18 protein-coding genes are annotated in these 24,155 nt (G+C 61.2%); 4 read left to right on the top strand and 14 right to left on the bottom strand.

Annotation, left to right across the window (positions count from 1 at the left end; all coding sequences use genetic code 11):
* Positions 1-2,600 (bottom strand): DUF5801 repeats-in-toxin domain-containing protein (locus N4Q37_RS26080; RefSeq protein WP_260963072.1); only part of this gene is annotated, 2,600 nt, incomplete at its 3' end.
* 247 nt (positions 2,601-2,847) lie between these two features.
* On the opposite strand from N4Q37_RS26080, the gene N4Q37_RS26075 reads away from it, so the two are divergent.
* Together N4Q37_RS26075 and N4Q37_RS26070 are read left to right on the top strand one after the other, a co-directional pair.
* Positions 2,848-3,651, top strand: a complete 804-nt coding sequence (locus tag N4Q37_RS26075; RefSeq protein ID WP_260963071.1) for a DeoR/GlpR family DNA-binding transcription regulator — start codon at positions 2,848-2,850, stop codon at positions 3,649-3,651.
* Between the two features lie 43 nt (positions 3,652-3,694).
* Positions 3,695-4,621: a Gfo/Idh/MocA family protein gene (locus N4Q37_RS26070; RefSeq protein ID WP_260963070.1), complete on the top strand. Its 927-nt coding sequence runs from the start codon at positions 3,695-3,697 to the stop codon at positions 4,619-4,621.
* Positions 4,622-4,677: 56 nt separating this feature from the next.
* Here the strand turns inward: N4Q37_RS26070 and N4Q37_RS26065 are convergent, their stop codons facing one another.
* The 8 genes from N4Q37_RS26065 to N4Q37_RS26030 all read right to left on the bottom strand — a co-directional run bounded on the left by N4Q37_RS26065 (position 4,678) and on the right by N4Q37_RS26030 (position 15,690).
* Positions 4,678-5,376: an outer membrane protein gene (locus tag N4Q37_RS26065; protein WP_260963069.1), complete on the bottom strand. Its 699-nt coding sequence runs from the start codon at positions 5,374-5,376 to the stop codon at positions 4,678-4,680.
* A gap of 80 nt (positions 5,377-5,456) precedes the next feature.
* The gene (locus N4Q37_RS26060; protein ID WP_260963068.1) at positions 5,457-5,933 is read right to left on the bottom strand and encodes a polyketide cyclase; all 477 of its coding nucleotides are present in this window, start codon (positions 5,931-5,933) and stop codon (positions 5,457-5,459) included.
* Positions 5,934-5,992: 59 nt separating this feature from the next.
* Positions 5,993-9,415: a beta-ketoacyl synthase N-terminal-like domain-containing protein gene (locus N4Q37_RS26055; RefSeq protein ID WP_260963067.1), complete on the bottom strand. Its 3,423-nt coding sequence runs from the start codon at positions 9,413-9,415 to the stop codon at positions 5,993-5,995.
* Positions 9,416-9,490: 75 nt separating this feature from the next.
* Positions 9,491-10,594 (bottom strand): acyl carrier protein, encoded by a 1,104-nt coding sequence (locus N4Q37_RS26050; protein ID WP_260963066.1) that lies wholly within the window; start codon positions 10,592-10,594, stop codon positions 9,491-9,493.
* 112 nt (positions 10,595-10,706) lie between these two features.
* Positions 10,707-12,470, bottom strand: coding sequence for an FAD-dependent monooxygenase (locus N4Q37_RS26045; RefSeq protein ID WP_260963065.1), 1,764 nt, complete (start codon positions 12,468-12,470; stop codon positions 10,707-10,709).
* A gap of 3 nt (positions 12,471-12,473) precedes the next feature.
* Entirely contained in the window at positions 12,474-13,085 is a 612-nt protein-coding gene (locus N4Q37_RS26040; RefSeq protein ID WP_260963064.1) for an HAD-IB family hydrolase, read from the bottom strand.
* Entirely contained in the window at positions 13,075-14,595 is a 1,521-nt protein-coding gene (locus N4Q37_RS26035) for a class I adenylate-forming enzyme family protein (RefSeq protein WP_260963063.1), read from the bottom strand. The genes N4Q37_RS26040 and N4Q37_RS26035 overlap by 11 nt, the downstream gene beginning before the upstream one ends.
* Before the next feature lie 81 nt (positions 14,596-14,676).
* Positions 14,677-15,690 (bottom strand): SDR family oxidoreductase, encoded by a 1,014-nt coding sequence (locus tag N4Q37_RS26030; protein WP_260963062.1) that lies wholly within the window; start codon positions 15,688-15,690, stop codon positions 14,677-14,679.
* Positions 15,691-16,216: 526 nt separating this feature from the next.
* Here N4Q37_RS26030 and N4Q37_RS26025 point away from each other — a divergent pair.
* The gene (locus tag N4Q37_RS26025) at positions 16,217-16,813 is read left to right on the top strand and encodes a TetR/AcrR family transcriptional regulator (RefSeq protein WP_260963061.1); all 597 of its coding nucleotides are present in this window, start codon (positions 16,217-16,219) and stop codon (positions 16,811-16,813) included.
* 32 nt (positions 16,814-16,845) lie between these two features.
* Here the strand turns inward: N4Q37_RS26025 and N4Q37_RS26020 are convergent, their stop codons facing one another.
* Entirely contained in the window at positions 16,846-17,661 is an 816-nt protein-coding gene (locus N4Q37_RS26020; protein WP_260963060.1) for a helix-turn-helix transcriptional regulator, read from the bottom strand.
* Positions 17,662-17,754: 93 nt separating this feature from the next.
* Here N4Q37_RS26020 and N4Q37_RS26015 point away from each other — a divergent pair, with 93 nt between their 5' ends.
* Complete coding sequence (locus N4Q37_RS26015) at positions 17,755-18,711, top strand: threonine dehydratase (RefSeq protein ID WP_260963059.1); 957 nt, start codon at positions 17,755-17,757, stop codon at positions 18,709-18,711.
* Positions 18,712-18,990: 279 nt separating this feature from the next.
* On the opposite strand, the gene N4Q37_RS26010 is transcribed toward N4Q37_RS26015, so the two are convergent.
* Genes N4Q37_RS26010 through N4Q37_RS25995 form a run of 4 tightly spaced genes read right to left on the bottom strand, consistent with a single transcriptional unit; the run spans position 18,991 to position 24,140 of the window.
* Complete coding sequence (locus N4Q37_RS26010) at positions 18,991-20,046, bottom strand: hypothetical protein (RefSeq protein WP_260963058.1); 1,056 nt, start codon at positions 20,044-20,046, stop codon at positions 18,991-18,993.
* Positions 20,047-20,078: 32 nt separating this feature from the next.
* The gene (locus N4Q37_RS26005; RefSeq protein ID WP_260963057.1) at positions 20,079-21,896 is read right to left on the bottom strand and encodes a hypothetical protein; all 1,818 of its coding nucleotides are present in this window, start codon (positions 21,894-21,896) and stop codon (positions 20,079-20,081) included.
* A 3-nt stretch (positions 21,897-21,899) separates the two neighbouring features.
* A complete protein-coding gene (locus N4Q37_RS26000) occupies positions 21,900-23,201 on the bottom strand; it encodes a hypothetical protein (RefSeq protein WP_260963056.1) in 1,302 nt (433 codons plus the stop codon).
* A gap of 18 nt (positions 23,202-23,219) precedes the next feature.
* A complete protein-coding gene (locus N4Q37_RS25995) occupies positions 23,220-24,140 on the bottom strand; it encodes a hypothetical protein (RefSeq protein WP_260963055.1) in 921 nt (306 codons plus the stop codon).
* Positions 24,141-24,155: the final 15 nt, after the last annotated feature.

Below are 24,155 nucleotides of genomic sequence, written 5' to 3'. Positions count from 1 at the left end.
GCGGCCACACTGACGGTGAACACCAGCAGGTTGGTGGTCGCCGTGCGGCCTTCCACAACGCCGCCGTTGAGCGACAGATTGACCGCTTCGCCCGTAGCCGTGTCGACCAGCCCCGAGGCGCCCGCCACTACACCGAGGGCATAGGTGAGCGTACCGGCACCGTCAGCACCGAATGCCGAGGTGAAGTTCGCCGCAAAGTTCTGCGTGGCATCGGTCGCCAGCACGGTTTCATCGACCGTCAACGTCGGTTCCGTACCGGTGGTGCTGATGCTCGGTCCGTCGTCCTTGAACACCAGGTTCTGGCCAATGTTCAACGTGGCCTGGGCGCTGTCGCCGTCCTTGTCGGTCTTGGTGGCGACCAGGGTGACCAGGATGTCCGAGGTCAGGCTCGTGGCGTCATCCGGATTGGTCGCATCGGGATGAACCACCGCGCGGAGTTGATCGAGGGTGACGTCAGCGTTGGCGGCCACGGTAACAGTGAACACCAGCAGGTTGGTGGTTGCGGTGCGGCCTTCCACCACGCTGCCGTTGAGCGACAGATTGACCGCTTCGCCCGTAGCCGTGTCGACCAGCCCCGAGGCGCCCGCCACTACACCGAGGGCATAGGTGAGCGTACCGGCGCCGTCAGCGCCGAATGCCGAGGTAAAGTTCGCTGCAAAGTTCTGCGTGGCATCGGTCGCCAGCACGGTTTCATCGACTGTCAGCGTCGGTTCCGTGCCGGTGGTGCTGATGCTCGGTCCATCGTCCTTGAACACCAGGTTCTGGCCGATATCGAGGGTGGCGTGGACGCTGTCACCGTCGCCGTCGGTCTTGGTGGCGGTCAGGGTGACCAGGTTGTCGGCGCTCAGGCTTGTGGCGTCATCCGGGTTGGTCGCATCGGGATGCACCACCGCGCGGAGTTGGTCGAGGGTGACGTCAGCGTTGGCGGCCACACTGACGGTGAACACCAGCAGGTTGGTGGTCGCCGTGCGGCCTTCCACAACGCCGCCGTTGAGCGACAGGTTGACCGCCTCACCGGTGGCCGTGTCGACCAGCCCGGAAGCCCCCGCCATCACACCCAGCGCATAAGTGAGGGTGCCGGCGCCGTCGGCACCGAATGCCGAGGTGAAGTTGGCGGCATAGTTTTGCGTGGCATCGGTCGCCAGCACGGTTTCATCCACCGTCAACGTCGGTTCCGTGCCGGTGGTGGCGATGCTCGGGCCGTCGTCCTCGAAGATCATCTTCGAGCCGATCTCGGTTTTGGTCACGGACGCCTCGACCAGCGTGAAGCCACCGATGTCGAAGTCCGCGTGTTCATTGCCCCTGGCATCGACGGCCGCGCCGTTCTCGACCAGTACGCGGTTGTGATCCTGGGTGGTGGTGTATTCGATCTGGTAGCCGGCCTTGACGCCGGTAACGGTCGCAACGCCGCCGTTGAAGCTGATGGTGATGCTCGGATCGTTCACCGAACCGTCCGAGTTTTCGATCACCAACCCGGTGCTGATGTTGGTGACGCGCACATTGCTGATGGCAATCGATGTGTCATTGGCATAGCCGTTGATGAAGTTGACGCCGGGTTCGGGGTCAGTGCTGAAGGCGCTGATTTTCACCACGGCGCTCTTGCCGCTCTGCAACTGCACAATGTCGAAGTTGGCCACCTTCGTATTGAACATGGCAGTAAAGTCGACGTTGGCTTCAACGTCGGCTTCGTTCTGGTCCAGGTTGGGAATGGTCACGTCCTGCCGGGCCCCGGTGACGAAGGTGAAGCGGATGCCTTCCTGTTCCACGATCATCTGGTTGTTGGTGCCGAAGGTCGTGGGACCTCCGGCCTGGCTGGTGTTTACGGTGTCGCCGGTGTTGATGTTCGCGCCGCTGGACTGGTCGGCCGGGTCTTTACCGGTGGCGATGATGGCGGGATCGGTGATCCGGGTCACGCCACTGACCACTTCGGTGTTCGGGTTGGCCTTGGTGAACATCAGGAACAGGTTCTGCCCGGAAGGCGCGTTGGCGAGGCTGAATTCCAGGTCCTGGCTGGTGCCGATGAAGACCTTGTCCTGCAGGTTCAGCGGGTCATCGGGGTTGCTGGTGTCCGGGTTATCCAACGGTTGGTATTGCACGGTCCAGAGTTTGCCGCCGGAGGCGGGCGAACCGGTTTCTTCGATGTAGGCGGCGAACACGATCGCGCCATCCGGGCCGCCGGCCCGGCCCAGCACGATGTTGTCGTTGGTGTCGGTGTAAAGCAGGATGCTGGTGCCGTCGAGGGTATCCAGGCCGCTGTCCACGCCATCGAGCGGTGCGCCAGTGCTGTCGACGAAGCTGATGTTGGTGATGGTCGCACCGGGCGCGGCGTTGATGGTGAAGGCATTGCTGCCCGTATCACCCACGGCACCGGTGTAGCCACTCAAGGCCGCACCCATGGCGGTGCCCGCCCCAAGCGCCGTCAGGCGGGTGGAGAAGGTCGAGGGCAGGGCGGCCAGCAAAATGTCGTTATCGTCGGCGTCGCCCGCCGGGGTCGGCGTGGCGGTGGCGTTCTGCAAGCCGGCGGTTTCATCCAACGTCACATTGATGCCGGTGGCGACGACGCCGGATGTCGTTAATGAGGTTTGCTCCTGGATTGTCATGGTGCTCTCCTGGGCAATTGCGGTCATCGAGGCCTGACCGTTGACCTTTTGGTGGCCCACTATGGAAAAGCATCACTGATTGCGCATCGGCCGATACTCCCAGGCTGGCTAGGAGTTTTGGCCTATTCGGTGGGAGCTGGCGGGGGATGATGTGTCCTTCCTCCTGCGCGGTTTGACGGTTCGCGACTTAATCGGCATATTTGTGCTCGTTTGTGATTATTTTTGCTTATTTGTGCGAGTTTTAAGCATGACATCTTCCCACGAAGCGTTTCCCGGCGAACGCCAACGGCTGATCAGCGAACGCCTCGCCCTGTATGGGCGGGTGATCGCGGCGGATCTGGCCAGCGAATTCAACGTTTCCGAACACTCGATCCGCCGCGACCTGGGCGCTCTGGCCGCCGCGGGCTTATGCAAGCGGGTCTACGGCGGTGCCATACGCCTGCCCTCGGCGGAACGACCGTTGAGTGTGCGCGTCGGGCAAGACACCGCGCGCAAGGACACCCTCGGCCAGACGGCCGCCTCACTGTTGCGGGCCGGCCAGCATGTTTTCATCGACGCCGGCTCGACCAACCTGGCCATCGCTTGCGCCATCGACCCTCTGCTCACATTGACCGTGGCCACCAATTCGCCATTGATTGCGGTGGAACTGATGAAGTTGCCCGGCGCCGAAGTGATCCTGCTGGGCGGCCGGGTGAATCCGGTCTCCGGCGGCGTGATCGGGTTGACGGCTGCACGGCAGCTGCAGCAGTTCAGTTTTGACCTGTGCCTGCTCGGCGCCTGCGCCATCGATCCGGACAACGGCATCACCGCGTTTGGCCTGGACGACGCCGAGTTCAAGCGCGCCGTGGTCGCGGCGAGCGGTCAGGTGGTGGTGGCGGTGACCAACGAAAAACTCTCCAGCGTGGCGCATTACCAGGTAGCGTCGTGCGAAGAGGTCACCGCCCTGGTGGTGGAGCCCGATGCGCCCCATGAGCGACTGGCGCCGTTCTCCGGCAGGATCGGCACGATCATGTATGGCCGACCCATTGTCCGCCACTCAATTAACGTCTAGTTTGCTGCTCCAGCACTCACTACAAAAAAAACAGGAGTCATCGATGCAACCGATTCGTCTCGGTCTGGTGGGCTACGGCAAGATTGCCCAGGATCAACACGTGCCCGCCATCCGCGCCAATGCCGCATTCGAGCTGGTGGCGGTGGCGACCCAAGGGCAGCCTTGCGCTGGTGTTGAGAACTTCCGCTCGTTGGCCGAGCTGCTTGAGCGCGGCCCGCAGGTCGATGCGATCGCCTTCTGTACACCGCCGCAAGGCCGCTTCGGCCTGGTGCAGCAGGCGCTGGCCGCCGGTAAGCATGTGCTGGTGGAAAAACCGCCGTGCTCCACTTTGGGCGAAGCGCAGGCCCTGGTCGATCAGGTGCAGGCGCAAGGTGTCAGTGGCCTGTTCGCCTGGCATTCGCGTTACGCACCGGGTATCGAAGCCGCTCGCGACTGGCTGGCGAGTCGTACCCTGCAACGCGTGCGGATCGACTGGAAGGAAGACGTACGCAAGTGGCACCCCGGCCAGACATGGATCTGGCAACCCGGCGGCCTGGGCGTGTTCGATCCCGGTATCAATGCCTTGTCGATCGTGACGCATCTGCTGGCATTGCCGCTGTTCGTCGAGTCGGCCGAGCTGCGGGTTCCCGCCAACTGCCAGTCGCCGATTGCCGCCAGCATCCAGCTGTCCGACGCCCGTGACCTCGATGTCCGCGCCGAATTCGATTTCGACCACGGCCACGATGAGCTCTGGAGTATCGAGATTCGTTGTGCTGAAGGCGTCTTGCGCCTGGACAACGGCGGGGCGCTGTTGAGTATCGATGGCGTGCGCCAGGTTGTTTCGCAGGAGGGGGAATACGCAGCGGTGTACCGGCATTTTCAACAGCTGATCGAGGGCAAGGCCAACGACCTGGATTTGCAACCGCTGCGACTGGTCGCCGACAGCTTCTTTGTGGGCAGCCGCGTACCGGTCGAGCCGTTCCATGACTGACGGGTCGGTTGCCTTGCCCTGGCAAGGCAACCGACCTTTTCATTACAGCCAGTAACTTACAACCAGTAACGCAGGCCCAGCATCAACGACTGAGCGTTGTACTTCGTGCTCACGTCGCCCTGGGGCAGGTTGGGGATGTCGCCGAAGTGCGCTTCGCGCGTCTTGAAGTAGCGATAATCCACCGACATGGACCAATGCTCACTGAGTTCGTAGCCGACCCCGGCGCCCAGTTGATAGGCTTCGACGGTGTCGCGGTGAGTACCGCCAAACTGGACGCCGCCCGCTTCCAGGCCACTGATCGTCAGGACTGCGTAGCCCAGGCCACCGCCCACGTAAGGCGTGACGTGATTCAACGGGGCTGGCAGGTCCAGGACGTTGTACCAAAGGTTGGCCATGACGCTGCTGGCTTCCTCCTTGCCTTCACCGTCGATGCTGCCGCCGCCTTCGTAGACCCGGTGATTGAACTGGGTCAGGGTGTTCTTGCGGTAGCTGACTTCCAGTTCCGGCCTCAATCCCGTCGAGAACTGCCAACCCATGGCCAGCGCGGTGGCATAGCCGGAGTCGACAGGTTGGTTGTACTGCATCTCGACAAAATCGAGACCGTTCTGGCTGAGGTCCTGATCATCGACCCAGTTCACCCCGCCCAGGACGCCGACGTAAGGGCCGAGTGTGTCGGCGAAGCTGGACGCAGGGGCGAACAAGCCCATGCCAATGAGGCTCATAACCAGGTACTGAGTATTTTTTTGTAGATTCATGCTCGTTCCGAAGTGTCCCTTTATCAGTGAGTAGCAGAGTTTCCGAAAGAGGCCATTGAATGGCCCGGTCCCGGAAGGATTCACACAAGGTGCAAATGCGTCCCGGGTTTTTCCAACCCAGGGGGGGTGAGCGCATTCGTTCGTTGTTCTGCCAAGGTGCACAGGTTGTCCAGTGCTGTTGTCATGGCCGCGGTCAGTGCTTTGCGCAGCAGCCCACGGTAGAGGAAACTCAAGGGTCCAGAGATCTTGGCGCTATGGATCACTTGGGTTTCAAGCGGGGAAAGCCGGCGCATCTGGTGATCGAATTCGAGATCGATCCAGAGCAGCCGTGCAGTGTTTCGATAGCTTTCATGCAGGTGCACCGCTTCCAGTTTCAATGGCATGTTCAAGCCATTTCGCAGGATGCACTTGCCTCGGGTTCCGGGCTCGAACGGGCCATTGAGCTCACAATGGCGAACGTCGGTGTCCCATAGCGGCGCTTCTGGAAAATTGCTCCAGATCTTCCAGATTTCGGAAGGCGCTGATTTGACGATAACTTGTACTTTGACATCGTTCACGGCGACACCTTGGTGGTTAGGGGCTCGGTCATGGCGAAAGGGAAGGTCCATGGGTTGCCTCAGGCCGCGGGCGCGGATTGACTCAGCACCTGGGCGGTAATGCTGGCCTGGCCCATTTTTTCGCCCCGGTTGAACAGGTCGATGTAGATACGGTTGGTTTTGAACGCCTGCAACTGCGCATCGAAGCCGGCTTGCGGCGCCAAGGACAGTGGGCTGTTCCGCGGAATCGGCCGATCCAGCGTGAAGCTCAAGGACAGCAGGTTCATCGGGGTGTTGAGTGGAATCCGCAGATGGCTATGGGCAATCTGCATGTAGCACTGGCGGGCCACTTCAAGGAAATACACCATTGAATAGTGCACCGGGTCACCTTCCTGGAAGATGTGATCCGGCGGCACTTGCACCGTGTCCACGCTCAAGCCCTGGGCGACGCTGCTCATGTCGCTGACGATGACGTTCTGTGCCCTGGCCTTGTGCAGCAGGGCCTTGTCGCGGCACGGGGTGGCAGTGAACTCGCCAGCGGGCGCTATCTCGAACGCCGAGCTGTAGGCCATCCCGATGACGCAGGTGCACATCAGCTTCCCGCCTTGCATGACCTTGGCATTGAACACTTGCGGGTCCTGGCCTTGCTCGACATGCAGCTCGATCACACCTTCCTTTTGCACGTACTGCTGGAACTTGATGTTCAGGGTCTTGGCATAGGCGACCCGTCCACCCAGCGTGGGCATGGCCAGCTCGATCAATTGCAGGACGCCTTCAAGCAACAGGATGCCCGGAACGTGATCCAGCGGGTGATCGAAGAAGTAGGGGTGCGCTTCGTTGACCACCAGTTGGGCATGCAGGGATTGGCCGTTGCGCCGAGGTTGGCTGATCACGGTATTTTCCGCACGCCGCTGCCAGGGCGCCGGGCGCTGGGCTTGCGCGCCACGGTGCAAGGCGAAAAGCCCTTCCATTGCACGGACCCTGACCCGCAGTCCGGAAAGCATGGTGCTGGTCAGCATGTCGCTGAGTTGCAGCACATCGACGCCGTCGTGTTGCGGCTCGCGCACGATGCTGACCGGCCGCTCAGGCGTGACGACCGGTTGCAGTTCGTGGGACGCCGAGTGGGCAAAGCGCAATACGAACGGGTGCTTGATGGGCGCGGTGCTTTCATCCGCCGCGGCACTCCATTGGCGCAGTTTTTCGGTGGACAGCCACATCACCGGTTTGCCGCCGTCGCGCACTTCGATCACGGAGTGGGTCGCGCCTTGCAACATCACCGCCAGCAAGGTTTCGATGCCACTGGCTTCGGCGAGGAAGCCGGTTTTCTCCCGCAGGGATCCGCTGGCAGGCTGGGCTTCGGGTTGCAGCTCGCAGACGGCGACGTCGTGCAGGCCCGGTTCCTGGCCCAGTAGCTGACAAGCTTCCTGCAGCGAGTGGGCGGCATGGGCGAAGACCGCTGCGCGGATCACCAGCAGCGGCTTGTCGTCAGCGCCGGGGCGGTAAGGGCGCAGTGCAACCAGGCCGAGGCCTTCGCCTTGCACGGTGGGGGAACGTTGGGCGCGTTCGACTTCGATTTCACCACTGAGGAAACGCCCGGCACCGAGCAACAGTGTGTCGATGCCTTCGTTGAACCATTGCGGCGAGGCCAGCAAGGTTTGCCAGAACAGGCCGGCGGTGCCCACCAGGGTCTGGTGGAAACCCTTGAAGTCGAAGATCTGCGTCGGGTAGCCGGACAACATGTTCGGCAACATGGTCGCCACGTCCGTCACTTCCACGCCCGGTGCCAGGCCCTGGGACCGCGAGTAGAAATGATGGGCGCTGCTGTACGCGTTACTGAAGCGCTCGCCACCCATGTTGCAGCACATGACCATCGCGGTGCCGGACGAACCGGCCACACCGGGCAGGCGTCGGAGCAAATGGTTCACGCGATCGGTGATCAGCAGCTTGAACGGATCGACGTGGGCCAGGGGTTTGGGGCCCATGCCGAAACCGTCGATGTCGATGACGTGATCCTGCGCGAGGAATTTCCCCACCAGCGGTCGCGTCGCATTGGCGGTGTAATCGACGAAGCGGCCATAGGGGAAGACGACGTTGGGCGTTGCCGGTTGTTCGAGCTGCTGCTTGAACGACTGCAACGAGCGGTGGTTGCCCATCGCCGCTTCCGCCTCGACGACGGCCAGGTCCAGTCGCAGCACGCCAGGACTGGCTGAAGGCGTGGCCATGGCAGTGGCGGGGCGCTCGTCGGCCACGTACTCATCCACCACCAGGTGCGCGTTGGCGCCACCAAAGCCAAAGCTGGAGATGCCAATGCGGATCGCGGATTCGCGCTTGGCCAGCGGCTGCACGTGTTCGGTGGCGAGTCGCAGGCAGGTCTCGTCGACCTTGGTGCTGGGGCGGTAGCCGGGCTGTGGCGGGACACCCTTGTGTCGCAAGATCATCAAGGCCTTGGCAAGCGATGCGCCTCCGGCGGCGGCCAGGGGGTGGCCGATGACGGACTTGATCGAGCCGATCATGACCTTCTCGCCGTCCGCCCGATGGGGGCCGAAGAAACTGTCCAGGGAAGCCAGTTCGGTGGCGTCGCCCAGCGGCGTGCCGGTGCCGTGGGTCTCGATGTAGTCCACGTCCTTGGGATCCAGGCCCGCGTAGGCGCGTTGATAGGCCGAGTACTGGGCCTGTTTGCCCGGTGCGAACACCGAGCCCTCCGCACCATCGGCGGAAAGCCCCAAGGCCCGCAGCACACCCAGTGGTTGGCGTTGCGCGGTCAGGGCCTGGGCGAGTGGCTCGACCAGGAAGGCCACCGCGCATTCGCCCGGTACGATACCGTCGGCGTCCTGGCCGAACGCTTCCATCTGCGCCCGGGCGGAGAACGCCGTCAGTTGCGAGAAGCCCAGGAACAGGGCCGGCGGCAGCACGGTGTTGAGCGCCATGACGATTGCATTGTCGGCCTGTCCACTGTTGACCAGCGCCTGGGCCATGTCCAGGGCATAGGGGAACGAACTGCACGCGGTGTCCACCGACAGCGCCGGGCCGCCCAAGGCAAACGCCGAGGCCAGTTCCGCCACTTGTTCACCTGGGGTAAAGCCGATAGGGGTCTGCGCCTCTGCGGACATGCCGGTGACGAAATAACTCTCGTCACTCCAGGACGTCGCCACCACCAGGGCGGTGCGCTGGGTAGCCAGTGGCGAGCCTTGACCGGCCAGTTGGGTGAGGAGCGTCTTGAGCACCTTCTTGCCGATGGCGACCTGCCGTCCTTCATGCCGCGAAGGGGTCGACGGGTCATCGCTCAGGCAGAAGGCACTGTCCAGGTAGACGCGATCCTTTTCGCCGGCCTTGGCCGAATAAATCGAGTTCTTCTCCAACTCCCAACGGGTCGGCATCGATTCGATCGGAGCGATCTGCCCCTGGGAGAGCAATTGCCAGAGCGCATCCGTTGACGGCGCGCCTGGAAACTCGCCCGCCATCGCGCTGAAGCAGAAATCGCCCGCCATTGTTGTACCACTCATACCCTGTCTCCTGATCGCAAAATGCTGGGTGATCTCTCGATCACCCGGATTCCATTCCTTCTCCTGCCGCCCGGCTTAGCTCAGCCGGGCCAGCAGCGACAAGGCGTCCTGGGGCGTGCGACGGGACATCAGCGCTTCGCCGGCGAACTCGCTGGCGGCGCACTGTTGCGCCATGGATTGGCAGAGGGCTTCGCGGGCAAAGCCGTTGAGCCCCAGTTGGGCGAACGGTGTTTGCACGTCGATCGACTGAGTCGCATCGGCGATCAGGGGGGTGAGTGTATCGAGCAGCAGGTTGCTTTCCTGCGCCTGGGCCTCGGTGGTCGTCGGAGCGGGCGTTTCACAAGGCGCGGCACACGGCGCGGGGGCGGCCAGTGCGGCATTGATCAAGGCAATCGTTGCCTGCGGGGTCTTGGCGTTGGCCAGCTCGGAGCTCTGCGCCTTGAGTTGTGGCCAGAGGGCGACCACCGCCTCCAGGAAGTCCAGCTGCACCAGCGAGTCCAGGCCCAGGCTTTCGTAGGTCTGTTCGACGTTGATGTGCTCGACGGTAAAGCCGGTGATGGTCGCCAGTTGTTCGAGTACCCAGGCCTGGACGTCCACCGCCGGTGCCTGTGGATCGGCTTCAAGGCGCGCAAGCAGGACGGTCGGGGTGGGCGCGTCGAACAACTGCGAGGTAAGCGCTTTCTTTTCCGGGAAGTGCTGGGCCAGGGATTCGAAAATATCGACCAGACCGAGCGAATCGATGCCCATGCTCTCGAACGTCTGGTCGAAGTCGATCTGTTCCTTCTTGAACCCTGTCACGGTGCTGATTTCGGCGCGCAGCCATTGCCCGTAGCTCGGTTCCGACGCAAGTACCGGGGCGGCGACAGCCTCCGTTTCGGCCACCGCGACCGGGGCGAGTATCGCCGTGTTCGACGGCACCGATTCCAGCGCGACAACGCTTTGGTTGGCGGCCTCGAGCCCATGGCTGTAGACGCCCTCGAGAACTTGTTGGTGGGCGTTGAAATAATGGGCCGTGACGGTTTCGGCCTGCTCCAGCAAACGCAGCAATATCGCTTCCTTGGCGACATTGGATTCGCACAGCGAGTCGATGATTTTTTCCGAGAGAGAGAAATAGCTGTGGGCTATTTTTCCATTGGACGCGATGAATTCCTGCACGACATCGTTCAGTTGCAAGCGCATGGTGTTTCTCCTAACCAAGGTCGGTCGATCCTTCCTGGCATCAAGAAGGATAAAAGTCCTGGCCCCATGAGGGGCCTTGTATGAGTCATTGATTCAAACTGGCAGTAGCCATTCAGACTTGAAGTTGGAGTTCCACTGCGTCGATCTCGGAAGATGTTGTTTTTCTTGCTCCTTTGAGCAGCCCGGACCTTACGTTCAGATAAGTAACGAGTGTGACTGCATCGGCGCCCTGGAACGCGATGTAGCCGTCAGGACGAATCAGCATCAGGGTGCCTTCCTTGGCGTGATAGCGCTTGTGCAGGCGCCAATCAGGGTCCAACAGCGTCGGGCCAGGCAGCCCGGCACTGCTCAGGGCATCGACCACGCAATACGCCTTGATGCCCGGGTAGTCATTTGCCACCGATTCGGCCAGCGAGTAATAGCCTGGCAGCAACGGCGAGAACTGATCGGCCGCGCTGAAGATCAGCAACGTGAATGTTCCGTGGAACAAGTCGATCAAGCGTTTGGGCGGCAGACCTTGCAACTGCCACAGTTCAACGTCGGGTGCCAGTTGTCCGGCATGCGGTACCGGTGACTGGAACTCGGGTTTCTTACCTTTCTTGTCCCAGTTCTTGCGCTGCTTTTTGCTCAGCGATTCCTGGATGTAATCACTCTTGGCGTAGTGATACTGGTGGCCGGAGATCATCGATGGCAGCTTGCGCTGGACTTTCTTGCGGTTGCTCAACAGGGGCAGGACGTTGTCGCGCAGCCAGACCAGGGCGGGGTGCCGGAGGGTAATCAGGCTGGTCAGTCGGTGGGCGGTGTTTTCGACTTCCAGCGCCACTGGATAGCGTTCATCGTTATAGCTCTCCAGCAGCGACGGGTCCGCCAGCCCCTGGTCGACATAGGCCATTTTCCACGCCAGGTTGTAGGCTTCGGACACGCCCAGGTTCATCCATTGGCCGCCAATCGGGCTGCCGATATGCGCCGAATCGCCCACCAGGAACACCGAGCCTTGTTGCAGCGATTGCACACGGCGGTGCTGGAACGAGGCGATGGTGGTCGAGGAGATGTTCGACAACGTCATCTTCTGCCCGCGCCCTTCGCACAGGCGCTGGAAGTTCTCCAGGCTCAGGGACGGACGTTCACCTTCCGGCGGCAGGTTGTACGGCATCTCGATGAACAACCGGTAACGCGATTGGGCGCTGATCGGTGCCACGGCGACGTAGCCGTCCTGCGCGCCGAGGAAGAACGCGCCTTCATCCTTGCTTCCGGACCATTGGATATCGGCGTCGGCGAGCATGAAGAAGCGGTCATAGGACGATCCTTCGAAAGACATGTCCAGGCGTTTGCGAATGTTGCTGCGGGCGCCATCGCAGGCCACGACCCAGCGGCTGGTGAACGACTCGTCGTCACCCTCGGCATGGTGCAGCGTCATGCGCACGGAGCCTGGCTGGTTCTCGATATCGACCAGCTCCGTGTTCCATTCGACCTCGATCCCCAGCTCGTTCAGCCGCTCAAGCAGGATCTTTTCGGTCTGTGGTTGTGGCAGGCTCAGGAGCAGGGGATAGGTCGCGTCCAGGTAGGAAAAGTTGTAGTTCAGCACCCGTTTGGCGTTCGACTGCACGGAGAACTGGTTGATGGTGAAACCGTCGCTGACCGCTCGCTCGGCCACGCCCAGGTCCCGGAAGATTTCCAGGGTTCGGGAATGGAGAGCCATCGCCTTGGTGGCGGTGGAGGGGCCGGCGTTCTTTTCAATGATGCGAAACGAGACGCCCCATTTTTTCAGCATGATTGCCAGGGACAGGCCAATAGGGCCGGCGCCGACGATCATCACGGTCGGGGTGCTGCCAGGTCGCTTGAAGTGCTCGGGGGCCAATGTGCTCAGAGTGTTCATTGATCAGTACCAGTTTCTGTAGAAGGGAGAGTTGGCAATGCCGAGCAGGGCATCGTCGCCTGACGAGTCGCCGTAGGCATAAATGTAAAAGTCATCGAGGTTGCTCAGGCAGCCCTTGAGCCGGGTGACTTTCTCTCTCTCAACGCAGTTGGTACCGGAGATCCCACCGGTCAGTTTGTTTTTTGCCGTTGCCAGGCGGGTGCCGCAGACATAGTCGAAACCCACGGCCTGGCCCCAGGGAATCAGGTAGTTTTCCGGGGAGTTGCTGACCAGCGCGGTGACGTGCCCCATCGATTGGTGCCATTGCAGTCGGCGCATGGCCTCGGGCCGGAGCCAGAGCGGCAGCAATTCGCTGATGAAGTATTTGGCATGCTCGCGCTCTTGTTCCACCGACAGCCCGCCCAGGTAGCACTTGATGAAAGCCAGGCGGGCTTGCATCAACGGCGTGATGCCGACGATCACGCTGAGCATCTTGGGCAGCAGGGGAATGATCCTCAGCCAGAACGAGCGGGTGCCCACGATGTAGCGCATGTAGCGCCAGAACGTGTGCCGGTCGGTCAGTGTGCCGTCAAAGTCGAAAACGGCCAGGACGGGCCGTGCGTTATCAGCTTGCATGGGTTTCTTCCTTGAGGGGGATGATCTCGATGGTCTTGGGCAGTTTGAAACCCGAGAGGTAACGGGCCAGCAGTGTCGAGACCGTGTTCTGGGTCAGTTCGTCGCTGCCCTCGACACTCAGGTGCAGGACGTTGACTTCCTTGTTGTCCGGGACGATATAGGCCTTGGCGCGCTTGACGTCGGGGTGCCGCAGGGCGATGGACTCGATCTCCGTCAGGTCGACCATCTGGGCCTTGATCTTGGAGATGCGCAGGCGCTGGCAATAGAAGAACACATGCCCCTCGTCGTCGCGCCAGACCAGGTCGCCGGTGTGGAACCAGCCATCGCGGAAGAACCGTGCATTGGCGTCGTCAGCGTCGCTGTATCCGTCAATCACCATTGAGCCGCGTATCAGCAACTCGCCAATGCGTCCGGGGGCCACATCCTCTCCCTGGGCATCGACCACGCGCAATTGAACACCGCTGATCGCGCGTCCCATGGCGCCACGATGGACCTCGCCAATGGAGCTCTGGACGATCACCGGCATGCTTTCGGTGAGGCCATAGCCTTGCAGTACCGGATTGCATCCGAGCAGCTTGCCCAGTTTCTCCGCGTCGTCGGCCGGCAGATGGCTGCCGCCGGAATAGATCATCAACTGAGGGTGCAGGGGCAGCGGCGCGCCTTTGCGCTTGGCCAGTCGCGTATTGAAGTAGCGAATAACGTCGGGCACCAGGCAAGCAAACGTGACCTGATGTTCGGACAGCACCTGGGCCAGGTCCCGATTGAGCAGGGTGTTGGTCATGAGCAGGGTCGCGCCCACGCTCAAGGGAAACACCATCATCACCGACAGTCCGAAAATGGCGTACAGCGGCAATGTCACCAGATGAACCGATCCGACACCCTGGAGATGGAAGTGCTCATGCAGCCCATCGCTCGATTGTGTCAGGTCGAGGTAGCGGTGTGAGACGGCCAGGGGCCTGCCCATGCCTCGATAGGTGAACTGCACCGAGACGATAGGGTTGCCCTCGGGCAGCACCAGCGGTTCGCGCTCCCGGGGCAGCGCGGACACCGCCGTTGCGTGGGTGGGCAGGGTGGCTGCCGACGCGTTTTCGCCGGGCAATACCAATACCTGCCGAACGCCGTGGGTCGGCTGGAACAGCTCGTTGTGTTGCTCCAGCAGCGTGTCGGTCGTCACCACCTGCGTCGGCTTGGCGAGGCTGATGACGTTAGTCATTTCGAACGACGTCAGTTTGTAGTTGAGAATGACCGGAACAGCACCACGCCCGATAATTGCCAGGTAGTAAGCAATGAAGGCCACGCCATTGGGCAATATCAGCGCTACTTTGTCACCCGGCAATACATTCAGTGCTGTTAATGCACCGTTGCACTCTTGCGCCATGATGTGCAGTTCGCGGTAAGTGACGGTGTCTTCTTCCGCGTCCAGATGCTTAATAGCAATCTGATCGGGAAAAGATTCCGAAAAACCGACAAAACGATGCAGAAAACCTTCATTGCTTGAAAGGCTTTTCATTTACCAACCTCTCTCAATCCTTGGAAGTGTGGCCAGTCAAAAAAAGTACTACAGAGGCAGGCTATATATGAAATGTTTCAATTAAGCATCTGTGTAGTTATTGGTCCGATACCATGCCAGGGTATCGGTAAAGGTTTCGGCCACCGGACGGAACTTGCACTCCAGTTCTTTTGAACTTTTATGGTGGCTGAAATGTGTGCGGCCTTGCTCTTGTTCCATGAGCTTCACCGTGGAGGTGCTGATCAGTACCGGTTTTTTGGTGATCCGGTAATAAGTTTCATAGATGAGCGCAATAATACGCAGCATGATCAATGGCACTTTTCGCTCCGGCGCCTTTACGCCGCTGACACTGGAAAGTGCCTGGAAAATGCTCTTCATGTCCATGTGATTGCCAGCCGCCAGGTAGCGCTCACCGGACCGGCCACGGGTAATGGCTGCGATCTGATGTTCGGCCACGTCTCGGGCGTCGACCACGGAAAAGCTTGCCGGAAGTATGCCGGGCAGTTTTTTACCAACAAAATCGAGCAGGAACTGTCCTGACGACGTCGGACCGATATCCCCCGGTCCAAACATCCAACCCGGCAAGACCATGGTGATAAACATGTCCGGGTGGCGTAGCAGGAATTCCTGTACCTTGCGCTCGGACAAGATTTTGCTCAGGTAGTAATCGTCAGCCTCTGCTTCACTGCGAGACATGGTTTCGTCGATCACTTGATCCCGATTACCTTTCAGCACGGCAATGGAGGAAGTGTGGACCACCCGGCGAATACCGGCGGCGTAGGCAGCCTGCAACAGTCGCTCGGTGCCGGTCACATTGGTGTCATAGAGCATTTGCCAATGTTTGCCGCCCTTGTAGCTATCGCGGAAATACGCAGCGGTGTGGAACAGGGCATCGCAGCCGCGCAGTGCATGGCTGAAGGCGTCGACGTCGAGCATGTCACCTTCCACCAGCTCGACAGGCAGGTCGCCAAATTGTTTCCTGGCTTTTTCTACGGAGCGAACCAGCGCTTTTACCTTGATGTTACGTTTTAAAAGCGCGCGAACGACATTATTCCCGAGCAGGCCAGTAGCGCCTGTAACGAAGGCATATTCCATTAAAGTACCGCTCCCTTGAGGTAACCTGTCGCTGCGTCGAGATCGATTGCTGACTCGACGCTCCTTGATCAGGCGTTGGGCTTCACCAACGGCGCAAGTAGAAACCATTCGGTATCTGAAAATCAAGCGGTATTTCGTCGGGATTCTCGGTAAAGCCCTCTGGATCGGGCGTTGAGGCCAGCATTTGCGGGACTTCAGGCTATCCAAGGGAGGAGAAAAATAGCTTCGATCAGCTCAAGAACGATGCAGGACAGCCGATGTCCGATGATCTGACAGCGCTCCGACCAAGGGCCAGATCGCACGCAATAACAAGAAACGCTTTGCGGTCGAGTCCGTTTGCATTCGTCATCCTTGCGCCCCATATATGGGGGACATACAGGGCACTGTTGAAAGTTTAAATGCAGATGATTGTGTCGGACGCATATAAGATATGATGCGCACCGAAACGGGATCTTACACAGTGAGAAGGCCGATTGTTGCATCCAGTTACAAATAGAGGTTTTGTTTGGCCAGAGGAGCCGAGGGCGTGATTAAAAGAAGACTGGGTCGAGAAGAGAGCCAACAAGTAACCAGGGATAAATTGTTCGACACGGCCGTCGATCTGATCATTAGAAAGGGTTTTCATGCTGCCAGCGTCAACGCCATTTCCGAGGAGGCCGGTTTTTCCAAGGGTGCATTTTTTTCAAACTTTACCAGCAAGTCAGACTTGCTTCTGCAATTGGCCCAGCGCTTCAAGCGCGTCGAGCTCGAACGACTGAGCGCGACCCTCACGTCGGGCTATTCCTCGGAACAGTTGACCCACGGCTTGAATGCTTATATCGACACGCTCAAGGACAGTAGCAATTGCGCCGTCCTGGATGCTGAATTACAACTGATTGCTTTGCGCGACGAAGAGTTCGCTCCGCATTACTACGACTTGCACAAAGAGAACTGCGAGGCCTTGGGCAAGTTGATTGCCATCATCTTCAATCATGCTGGCAAGAAGCCGCCCTTGCCTTATGCTCCGCTTGCCAGGACATTTACCGCCTTGTCGGAAGGCTTGATATTACAAGGCCACAAAGATCCGGCGGTAGAAATAAAACTGGTATTGAACTCGCTTATCCAGACAGCCGAGCCGTTGTAAAGATATGGATGGAGTTCAGGCCTGGCTAATATCTACGCGCCCGAATGACGGCGTAATTGTGCCGGGCTGACACCAAGTCGCTGCCTGAAAGCCGCCGTCATGTGGGCCTGGGAATTGAAGCCACAGGCTTGGGCGATGTCTGACAACCTGGCGCTCGAGTCGCGCATCAAGGCTCGGGCCCTGGCCAGGCGCCGGTCGAGCAGGTAGCCGTGGGGGCTTTTGCCTGTCGCGCTTTTGAAGGCCCGCATGAAATAGCCTTCGGACAACCCAAGCAGCCTTGCCATCGCCTGGACGCTCAATGGATCGCCCAGACCTGCCTCAATGAACTCGTCGAGCAGGTGCATCCGGCGCCCGTTGAGGGCATTCGAGGCGATTGTCGATGGTATGGCGTCTCCCTCCAACCGTGCCGCCAGTTCCAGCGCCCAGGCCTCCCAATCGTCCTCTACGGTGGCGCGCAGCAACGCACCGCGCATGCGATGCGCCAGGACAATGGCCAGCGGATCGATGCGATTGTTGAACGCATGGTGACCCGCCAGCGCAACGGCATCGTTGCGCACCACCCGCAAGTACTCACCGCCCACAGGGGATTCGGAAAACACGTCGCACCCGGCCGGTACGAACGCCAGGCCGTTGGGCATCGCGTGGAAGGGCTGGATGCGATCGCTACCGATGGCGTGCACACCGCGCTGGCTGTCGAAGGCAAAGCCAATCGCCGGCTGGGACGCCACATAGCGGGCCGCGTAGGCGCGACCGGGCAACAATTCGATCGTCCATGGCCCGGCCTCGATCCGGCGGATCGGTTCGGAGGGAGGCGATGGCGGGCGGTTTCGAGGGTTCATGAACGCCATAGTAGTGAAGAGAGGGGGTGAAAGTCAGGTCAGTTTTCTGAAAGCCGACGTCAGACGTCGCGGGTTAGATTAGGGAAAACCTGGAGGCCACTCATGCATAGACTGACTCGCGACGATATCGAACAAGCTGCCCGCCACGTATACCAAGTCATGCCCGCCACCGCCCAGTACGCCTGGCCGCTGCTGGCGCAACGACTGGGATGCACGGTGTGGGTCAAGCACGAGAACCACACGCCGACGGGCGCTTTCAAGGTGCGCGGCGGCATCACCTTCATGCACTGGCTCACGCGCGCTCATCCAGAGGCGCAAGGCGTCGTCACGGCGACCCGTGGCAACCATGGCCAGAGTCTCGCGCTGGCGGCGGCGACCTCGGGTTTGAAGGCGTTGATCGTCGTGCCGCAGGGCAATTCGCAGGAGAAGAACGCGGCCATGCGCGGCTTTGGCGGCGAGGTGATCGAGTACGGTCGCGACTTCGATGAAGCCCGCGAAGAAGCGGCGCGCCTGGCCGACGTACATGGCCTGTACCTGGTGCCGCCGTTCCATCCCGAGTTGGTCAAGGGCGTGGCGACCTATGCGCTCGAACTGTTCAACGCGGTGCCGGACCTGGACACGGTTTATGTGCCGATAGGCTGCGGATCAGGCATCTGCTCGGTTATCGCCGTCCGTGACGCCTTGGGCCTGAAGACCGAAGTGGTGGGCGTGGTGTCCACCGAGGCCGCCGCGGCGAAGCTGTCGTTCGAGACGGGCGCGCTGTGCGACACCGCGTCGGCGAACACCTTTGCCGACGGCCTGGCGGTGCGCAGGCCGATTGCCGAGGCTTTTGATATTTACGGGGCCGGTGCAGCGCGGATCGTGTCGGTCAGCGATCCTGAAATTGCCGAGGCGATGCGGGTGTATTACACCGACACCCACAACCTGGCCGAAGGTGCGGGCGCTGCGGCGCTGGCTGCGCTCATGCAAGAACGTGAAACGATGCAGGGAAAGCGCGTGGGGGTGATTCTGTCCGGTGGCAATATCGACCGGCCGCTGTATGCGAAGTTGATCGGGTGAGGTGGGGGGCGCAGGCAGGCGGAGCGCTCATAAAAAAGGGCTGCTACGCCCGAGCGCGGACCGGCCCAGCGGGATCGGTTTGAGGTGTGAGTGCGGGGTGAATGGCAAGATGGCTATCGCGAGCAAGCTTTGCTCCCACAGGCGATTTTTGGGTGAATGCGGGATTTGTGAACACCAGGGATCCTTGTGGGAGCTGAGCTTGCTCGCGATGACGCCAGCCCAGGCACCCCGTAGCAAGAGAGGTCAAGTGCGCCCCATTGGCAGCGCACTGGCCGCTGTTCAGAACTGCACCCGCCGCAGCCTGCCACTGAGCGCAACGCTGTCGTGGCCGTGCGTGGGCAGGCGCCGACCGGTCAGGCCCATGCCTTCGCTGACCAGCACCGCATCCTGCACCAGGCACAGGTTGGACGGCGTGTCCAAGCCACGGGCGAGCACACTGACGTGGTGCGTTTGCAGGTTGCAATCGAGCAGTCGTCCGCTGAAACGGGTGAAACCGCCATGCAGGGGCTCGCCGTGCCAATCCGGCGGCAGGGGTTGTTGCAGGCGGTCGCAGAGTTCCAGGACCAACAGGTTGCCCTCGGGCCGCAGGGCCAGGCCGGTGGGCAGTTGCAGATCGCGAACCAGCACGTCGATCCTGCCGCTGGCGGGATCGACCCGGATCACCTGGCCGGCCTTGTCGGCGAAGTCGATGCCCTTGCGTGCCGGATCGCCGTGCAGTTCTCCGGAGAACAGGCTGATCAGCACCGCGTCGGTCGCCGGTTCGTACACGAGGGTCACCGGGACGGCTTCCTGACCGCGGTCCAGGCCAGGCAGTTGGACCAGTACGCGTTCCTCCTGGCCTGTGGTGAATTCCACCAACTGATTGGTGTCGGGCTTGACGGCCAGCCAACTGCGGCGGGTCGGGTGGTAACACAGCGCATTCAGGTTGCCGCGACCGTGAAACACCGGTTCTGGTGGCGTGTAGCGAAGATCCAGTAATTTGGAACCCCCGACGTAATCGGTCTGGCTGGCCAAACAGCGTCCATCGCCGCAAGCGATGTCCGACAGCCCCATGATTTCGTCGCGCAGCATGCGGGCCTGCATGTTCATGGCGCGAAAACCATCGGCTACGGTCTCGCGGGGCAAGTAGGCGCCGGGGCTTTCGGGATCCGGGCGCAGCCGGCTGATGCGACCGCTGAAGGTCTGGTCCGGCAGGCCCGAGCCGGCTTCGGCCAGCAGCAGGCTGCCGTCGGCCTGCAAGCACATGCCCCGAGGGTTGAGCAGGCCTTCGGCGATGACGGTGCTGGGACACAAGTTCTCAGCGGGTTGTGCAGGGATATGAATGGGTATGGGCATCAGTGTTTCTCCTGGCACGGGAAGAGTCGCGGTCATTGCGGCGGCTGCCACGGTTCACCGGTGAGATAGGCCCTCAGCAGTGCCCGCTGGCAGGGCGACATCGAACGCACCACGGGCATGAACAGCGTCGTGCCCTTGTAGGCGTCCGAGGTGCGAGCGAGGATCGGGTTCTTGGCGCCCATGACCGCGTCCGGCTGGTTGAGCGGGATGTAGCGCGACATGGCGGGGAAGGCCAGGTAATGAAAGCGCAGGACGTTGGGGTACATCAGCGGCCAGGTGATGGTGGTGCCCGCGGCAATGCCGAAATCGGTCTGGGCGTATTTGCGGAAGTTGGTGAAATAGGCGCTGCTGTCCAGGCCATTGGCAGTGCAAGTCAGGGCGACGAAACCCGCCTGGGCCGCAGTGCCCGACTTGACGGTGACTGGGAAGCTGACCGCCAGTTGACCGGCGTTTATCGTCAGCGATTTGGGGTAGTCGAGGAAATCCCAGTATTGCGGTTCTTTATAGGTGGGGGGATTAGCTGCCGGTATTGCCTGCAGGTCGATTTCGGTCGTGCTGGGGACCGCTCCGCCCAGGTACCTGACCTGCAACGTGATCGACACGCCATCGGGATGGTCGTCCAGGTAGACGTTGCGCTGGTCGGCGTAGATCCGATAGGTCGATTCGGTGGCACTCAGGGTGGTCCCGGCGACCTTGTCGGGGGCGCTGATCGCCAGGGCCGAGGTGCGTACCGCCTGCTGCTGGTTGGCGGTCATGGGCAGGTCGACGATGCCGCCGTACACGTAGTAGTCCACCAATGGGCGGCTGGTCGGGTCCAGTGTGCCCAGCGTTGTGGTGCCGGCGCTGATGGTCACGGTCCCATAGTTCGCGTTGGGCCCGATAGGGCTGGTGATGTCGTCCCTGACGGCCCTGAAGGTTTCCTTCGGAATGACGTTGACCATGTCGATGCTCAAGTAGCCGGTGTTGCCCAGGTCGGCATAACCGGCATTCCCCGTGGCCTGGTTGACCAGTTGCCGGCCCGGCTGGCAATTGAGCGGCTCGTCGGCGAACGCCGGAGCCAAGGTGCCGATGACCCGGCCGATGCTCGGGTTGGGCGTGTACTTGCCGGCGGCGTAGTCGGCGTCCAGTTGTTCGGTGGTCATCGTCGGGCACATTTCGAACATGACGAAACGCAGGACGATGCCCGTCGCTCCTGGCGCCTGGATGATCGAGCGCAGGCCGGCGCTGTTCTGGTTCCAGCTGACGATGCTGCTCATGGGAAAGGTCAGCTGGAAGGTGCCGCTGGCATGGAAAGACCCCGGCGCATCCATTTTCGCCGGCAACAGCACACGGCCCGCCATGTCGAAACTGCTGCACACGGTGTTATTGCGGATCAGCAGTTGGATGTTGTCGTTGCCGCCGATCTGCAAACCGCCGACGAAGATCTGGGTGGTCGTCGAGGAGGTGGGGTCCAGGTCCACCATCATCGGGCCCGACACCGGGCCTTGGCCGGTCACCGGGTCCACCGAGCCGAGCAGGTAGACGGCCTGGCCCACCAGATCGCCAGTGGTGCTGATGGTACCCGGGACGCCCTGGGAGCTGATCAGGGCGTTCTGCATGTCCACCACATGCTGCCCGTAGTGATTCCAGCCGCCGGCGGTGTAGTAGTTGCCGGTGGGGGCATTGATCATGTTGTTCAAGTCGTCGTCAGTGTAGGACTCGGCACTCGGTGCCAGGGTCGAGGTGGTCAGGTCGAAGAGCGGCCAGTCATCGTTGCCATCGTAGGGAATGGTTGGCGAGTTGTTTGGCAGGCTGACGTCCGTGCGGATGCCGCCCCAGAAGTTCAATCGTGGTCCATTGAGGATGCTCATGGTCTATTCCTTGTCCTGGGTGGTTTTGCCGGCCGGTGCGTTGGCGAACTTGAACATGTAGGAGAAGTCGGCCTTGTAGGGGCTCTTGACCGGTGTCGCCATGGAGTGGCAGTTCATGCAACTGCTGTTGGGCTGGATGTAGCTCTCCATGGTCACGTTGGCCGACAGTGCGGGTGTCGGCTGGCCGAGTGGGTTGCTGGGGTTGTCCGGCATCAGCGGACGCTGGGTGGTGATGAGCTGGTAGTACTTGAGCACGCTTTTTTGCAGGTCCGGGTCGCTGCGGTAACGGTTGTTGACCTCGTTGGTAATCTCGGCGATCGGAGTGACCCGGTTCAGCGGGTTCGGGGTCTGGAACGTGGTGCCGGGCTTGGGCACGCAGACCAGGTGTCCGGCCTGGGTCTGCCAGTCGCAGGGCGATTGGTTGAGGGCGGCGACCGGGGTCGCGGCGTTGAAATAGGAATAGGCCGTGCCGGGTGTGGGCTGGTCGACCCATTCACCGTGCGCCATCACCTTGGGCGGCACGTTGTCCACCTGCTCGAAGGTCGACCAGATCCACTGCGGATAGCCGCTGACCTTGGTGATGACGTGCAGGCCCACCAGCCCCAGGTAGGCTTCGGTGACCCCGGTGCGCTGGCCCTGGTCATCGAAGGTCGCGACGCGAGCGAGCATGGTCAGGTAGTGGCTGGCGTTGTCGTTGGAGGTGAGGATGCGCCAGCTCGATTTGATCTCGATGACGCCGTTGGGGAAGTTGATGTTGTTGGCTTTGGAAACCACCTCAGCGTTATAGAAATCGTTGGCGACGATGTAGTTGTAGGAGGCCTCGTTGGAGGAAATGTCGTAGTAGGTCGGGTTGCCGGCCTGATCGATCAGCCAGCCGCCCACCGCCTGGTCGACGGCGTTGACCTGGGTGCTGTTCTTCAAGGCAGCGATGTTGATGATGCCCAGGCTCTTGGCCCGCTGCGGGCTGTTCCATGGCCCCGGATTGACCGCGCCCGGCAGGAAGGTTTCCTCCACGCTCTTGTAGGTCTGCCAGACGGTGTAGCCCGGGTCCCCCGGTTGCTTGGAGCAGTCGGGATCGCCACGCTGCCCGGCCTGGGCGGGCCAGTTCATGGCGATGAACAGCTGCCAACTGTATTGATCGAACTGGTCCTGGCTGGCCGAGGCGGCGGGCGCCGTGGTCGGAGGCTGACAGTTCAGGCTCGTGGCCTGGGACGCCGGTCTGGCCTGTTCCGGGGTTTGCAGGGCCAGGGCCGGAAGGCTGGCCAGGCTTAGCAGCATCACGCTAAAACGGAATGAAGTGTTCATGGCGATCCTTCGCTTGGGTCAGGGTTTGCGCTGCATGAGCTTGTTCCACTGGGCCTTCTGGCCGTTGCTGAGTGACGCTGGCGGTTCGAACAGTTGGCACGGTGGCGGGTTGGCAGGGCACATCGCGGCCACCTGTGCCCAGGTCTGGGCGGCGTCGGGCTTGGCGATGCGGAAGTTGGTGTAGTTCTGGCTGACGATCGGCGCGTTGGCGACGCTGGCGTCACCGGAGAAATAGAACGACTGCGGATGCCGGTACGGCGGTTGCCCCGTGGCCTTCTTGTAGAAGGCGTAGCCGAACAGGATCGGACCGTCTGGCGAGTCGACGTCCACGGCATAGGCTTGCACGCTGCCATCGAGGTTCTGGCTGCGCGCGGCGCTGTAGGGCAGGTGCTGAATGAAATCCTGCCGCGGTGGATGGTTCATCGGCGAGAACATGCAGCAGGCCGGCATGTCCTTGGGCCGGTCTTGTGGGTAGGTCAGGAAGTAGGCCTTGTTGCCCAGGGACACGAAGGAGCAGGTGTAGTTGTTGTTCTTGATCGGGAAGATCGGCAGGCAGTATTTCTCGTAGTGCTCCATCATCGCGCCGAAACCATCGCCGTCGGCCGGGATATAGGTGGTGTCGTAGTAGCTGGTGCCCCGGGAGACGGTGTAGTCCGCCGGTGTGAGGGTGGAGGGTGGGTTGCTGTAGGGGGGCGGGTTCTTTTCGTAGTTGTGCATCACCCGGTACATGGTCCAGTCGCTGATCCAGAACGCCGGAAAAAATGGATCCGAGGGCTCGCCCGGCAGACGCTTGGCGATGCAATTGCCGTTCTGTTCGTTACAGCCCTCGGTGTTGTGGACGCCCATGGTGAAGTACACGGCGCCGCTGTCCTGTTGGGCGAACAGCGGCGGGCTCAGCAGCAGGATCAACAGCAACAGCCGGTTCAAGATGGTTTTCATAGGACACCTCCTGTG

The organism is Pseudomonas citri, assembly GCF_025336485.1.
In the GTDB taxonomy this organism is placed as follows: domain Bacteria; phylum Pseudomonadota; class Gammaproteobacteria; order Pseudomonadales; family Pseudomonadaceae; genus Aquipseudomonas; species Aquipseudomonas citri.
Note: the sequence above shows the minus strand (reverse complement) of the source record. Positions and strands in the feature narration are given on the sequence as shown.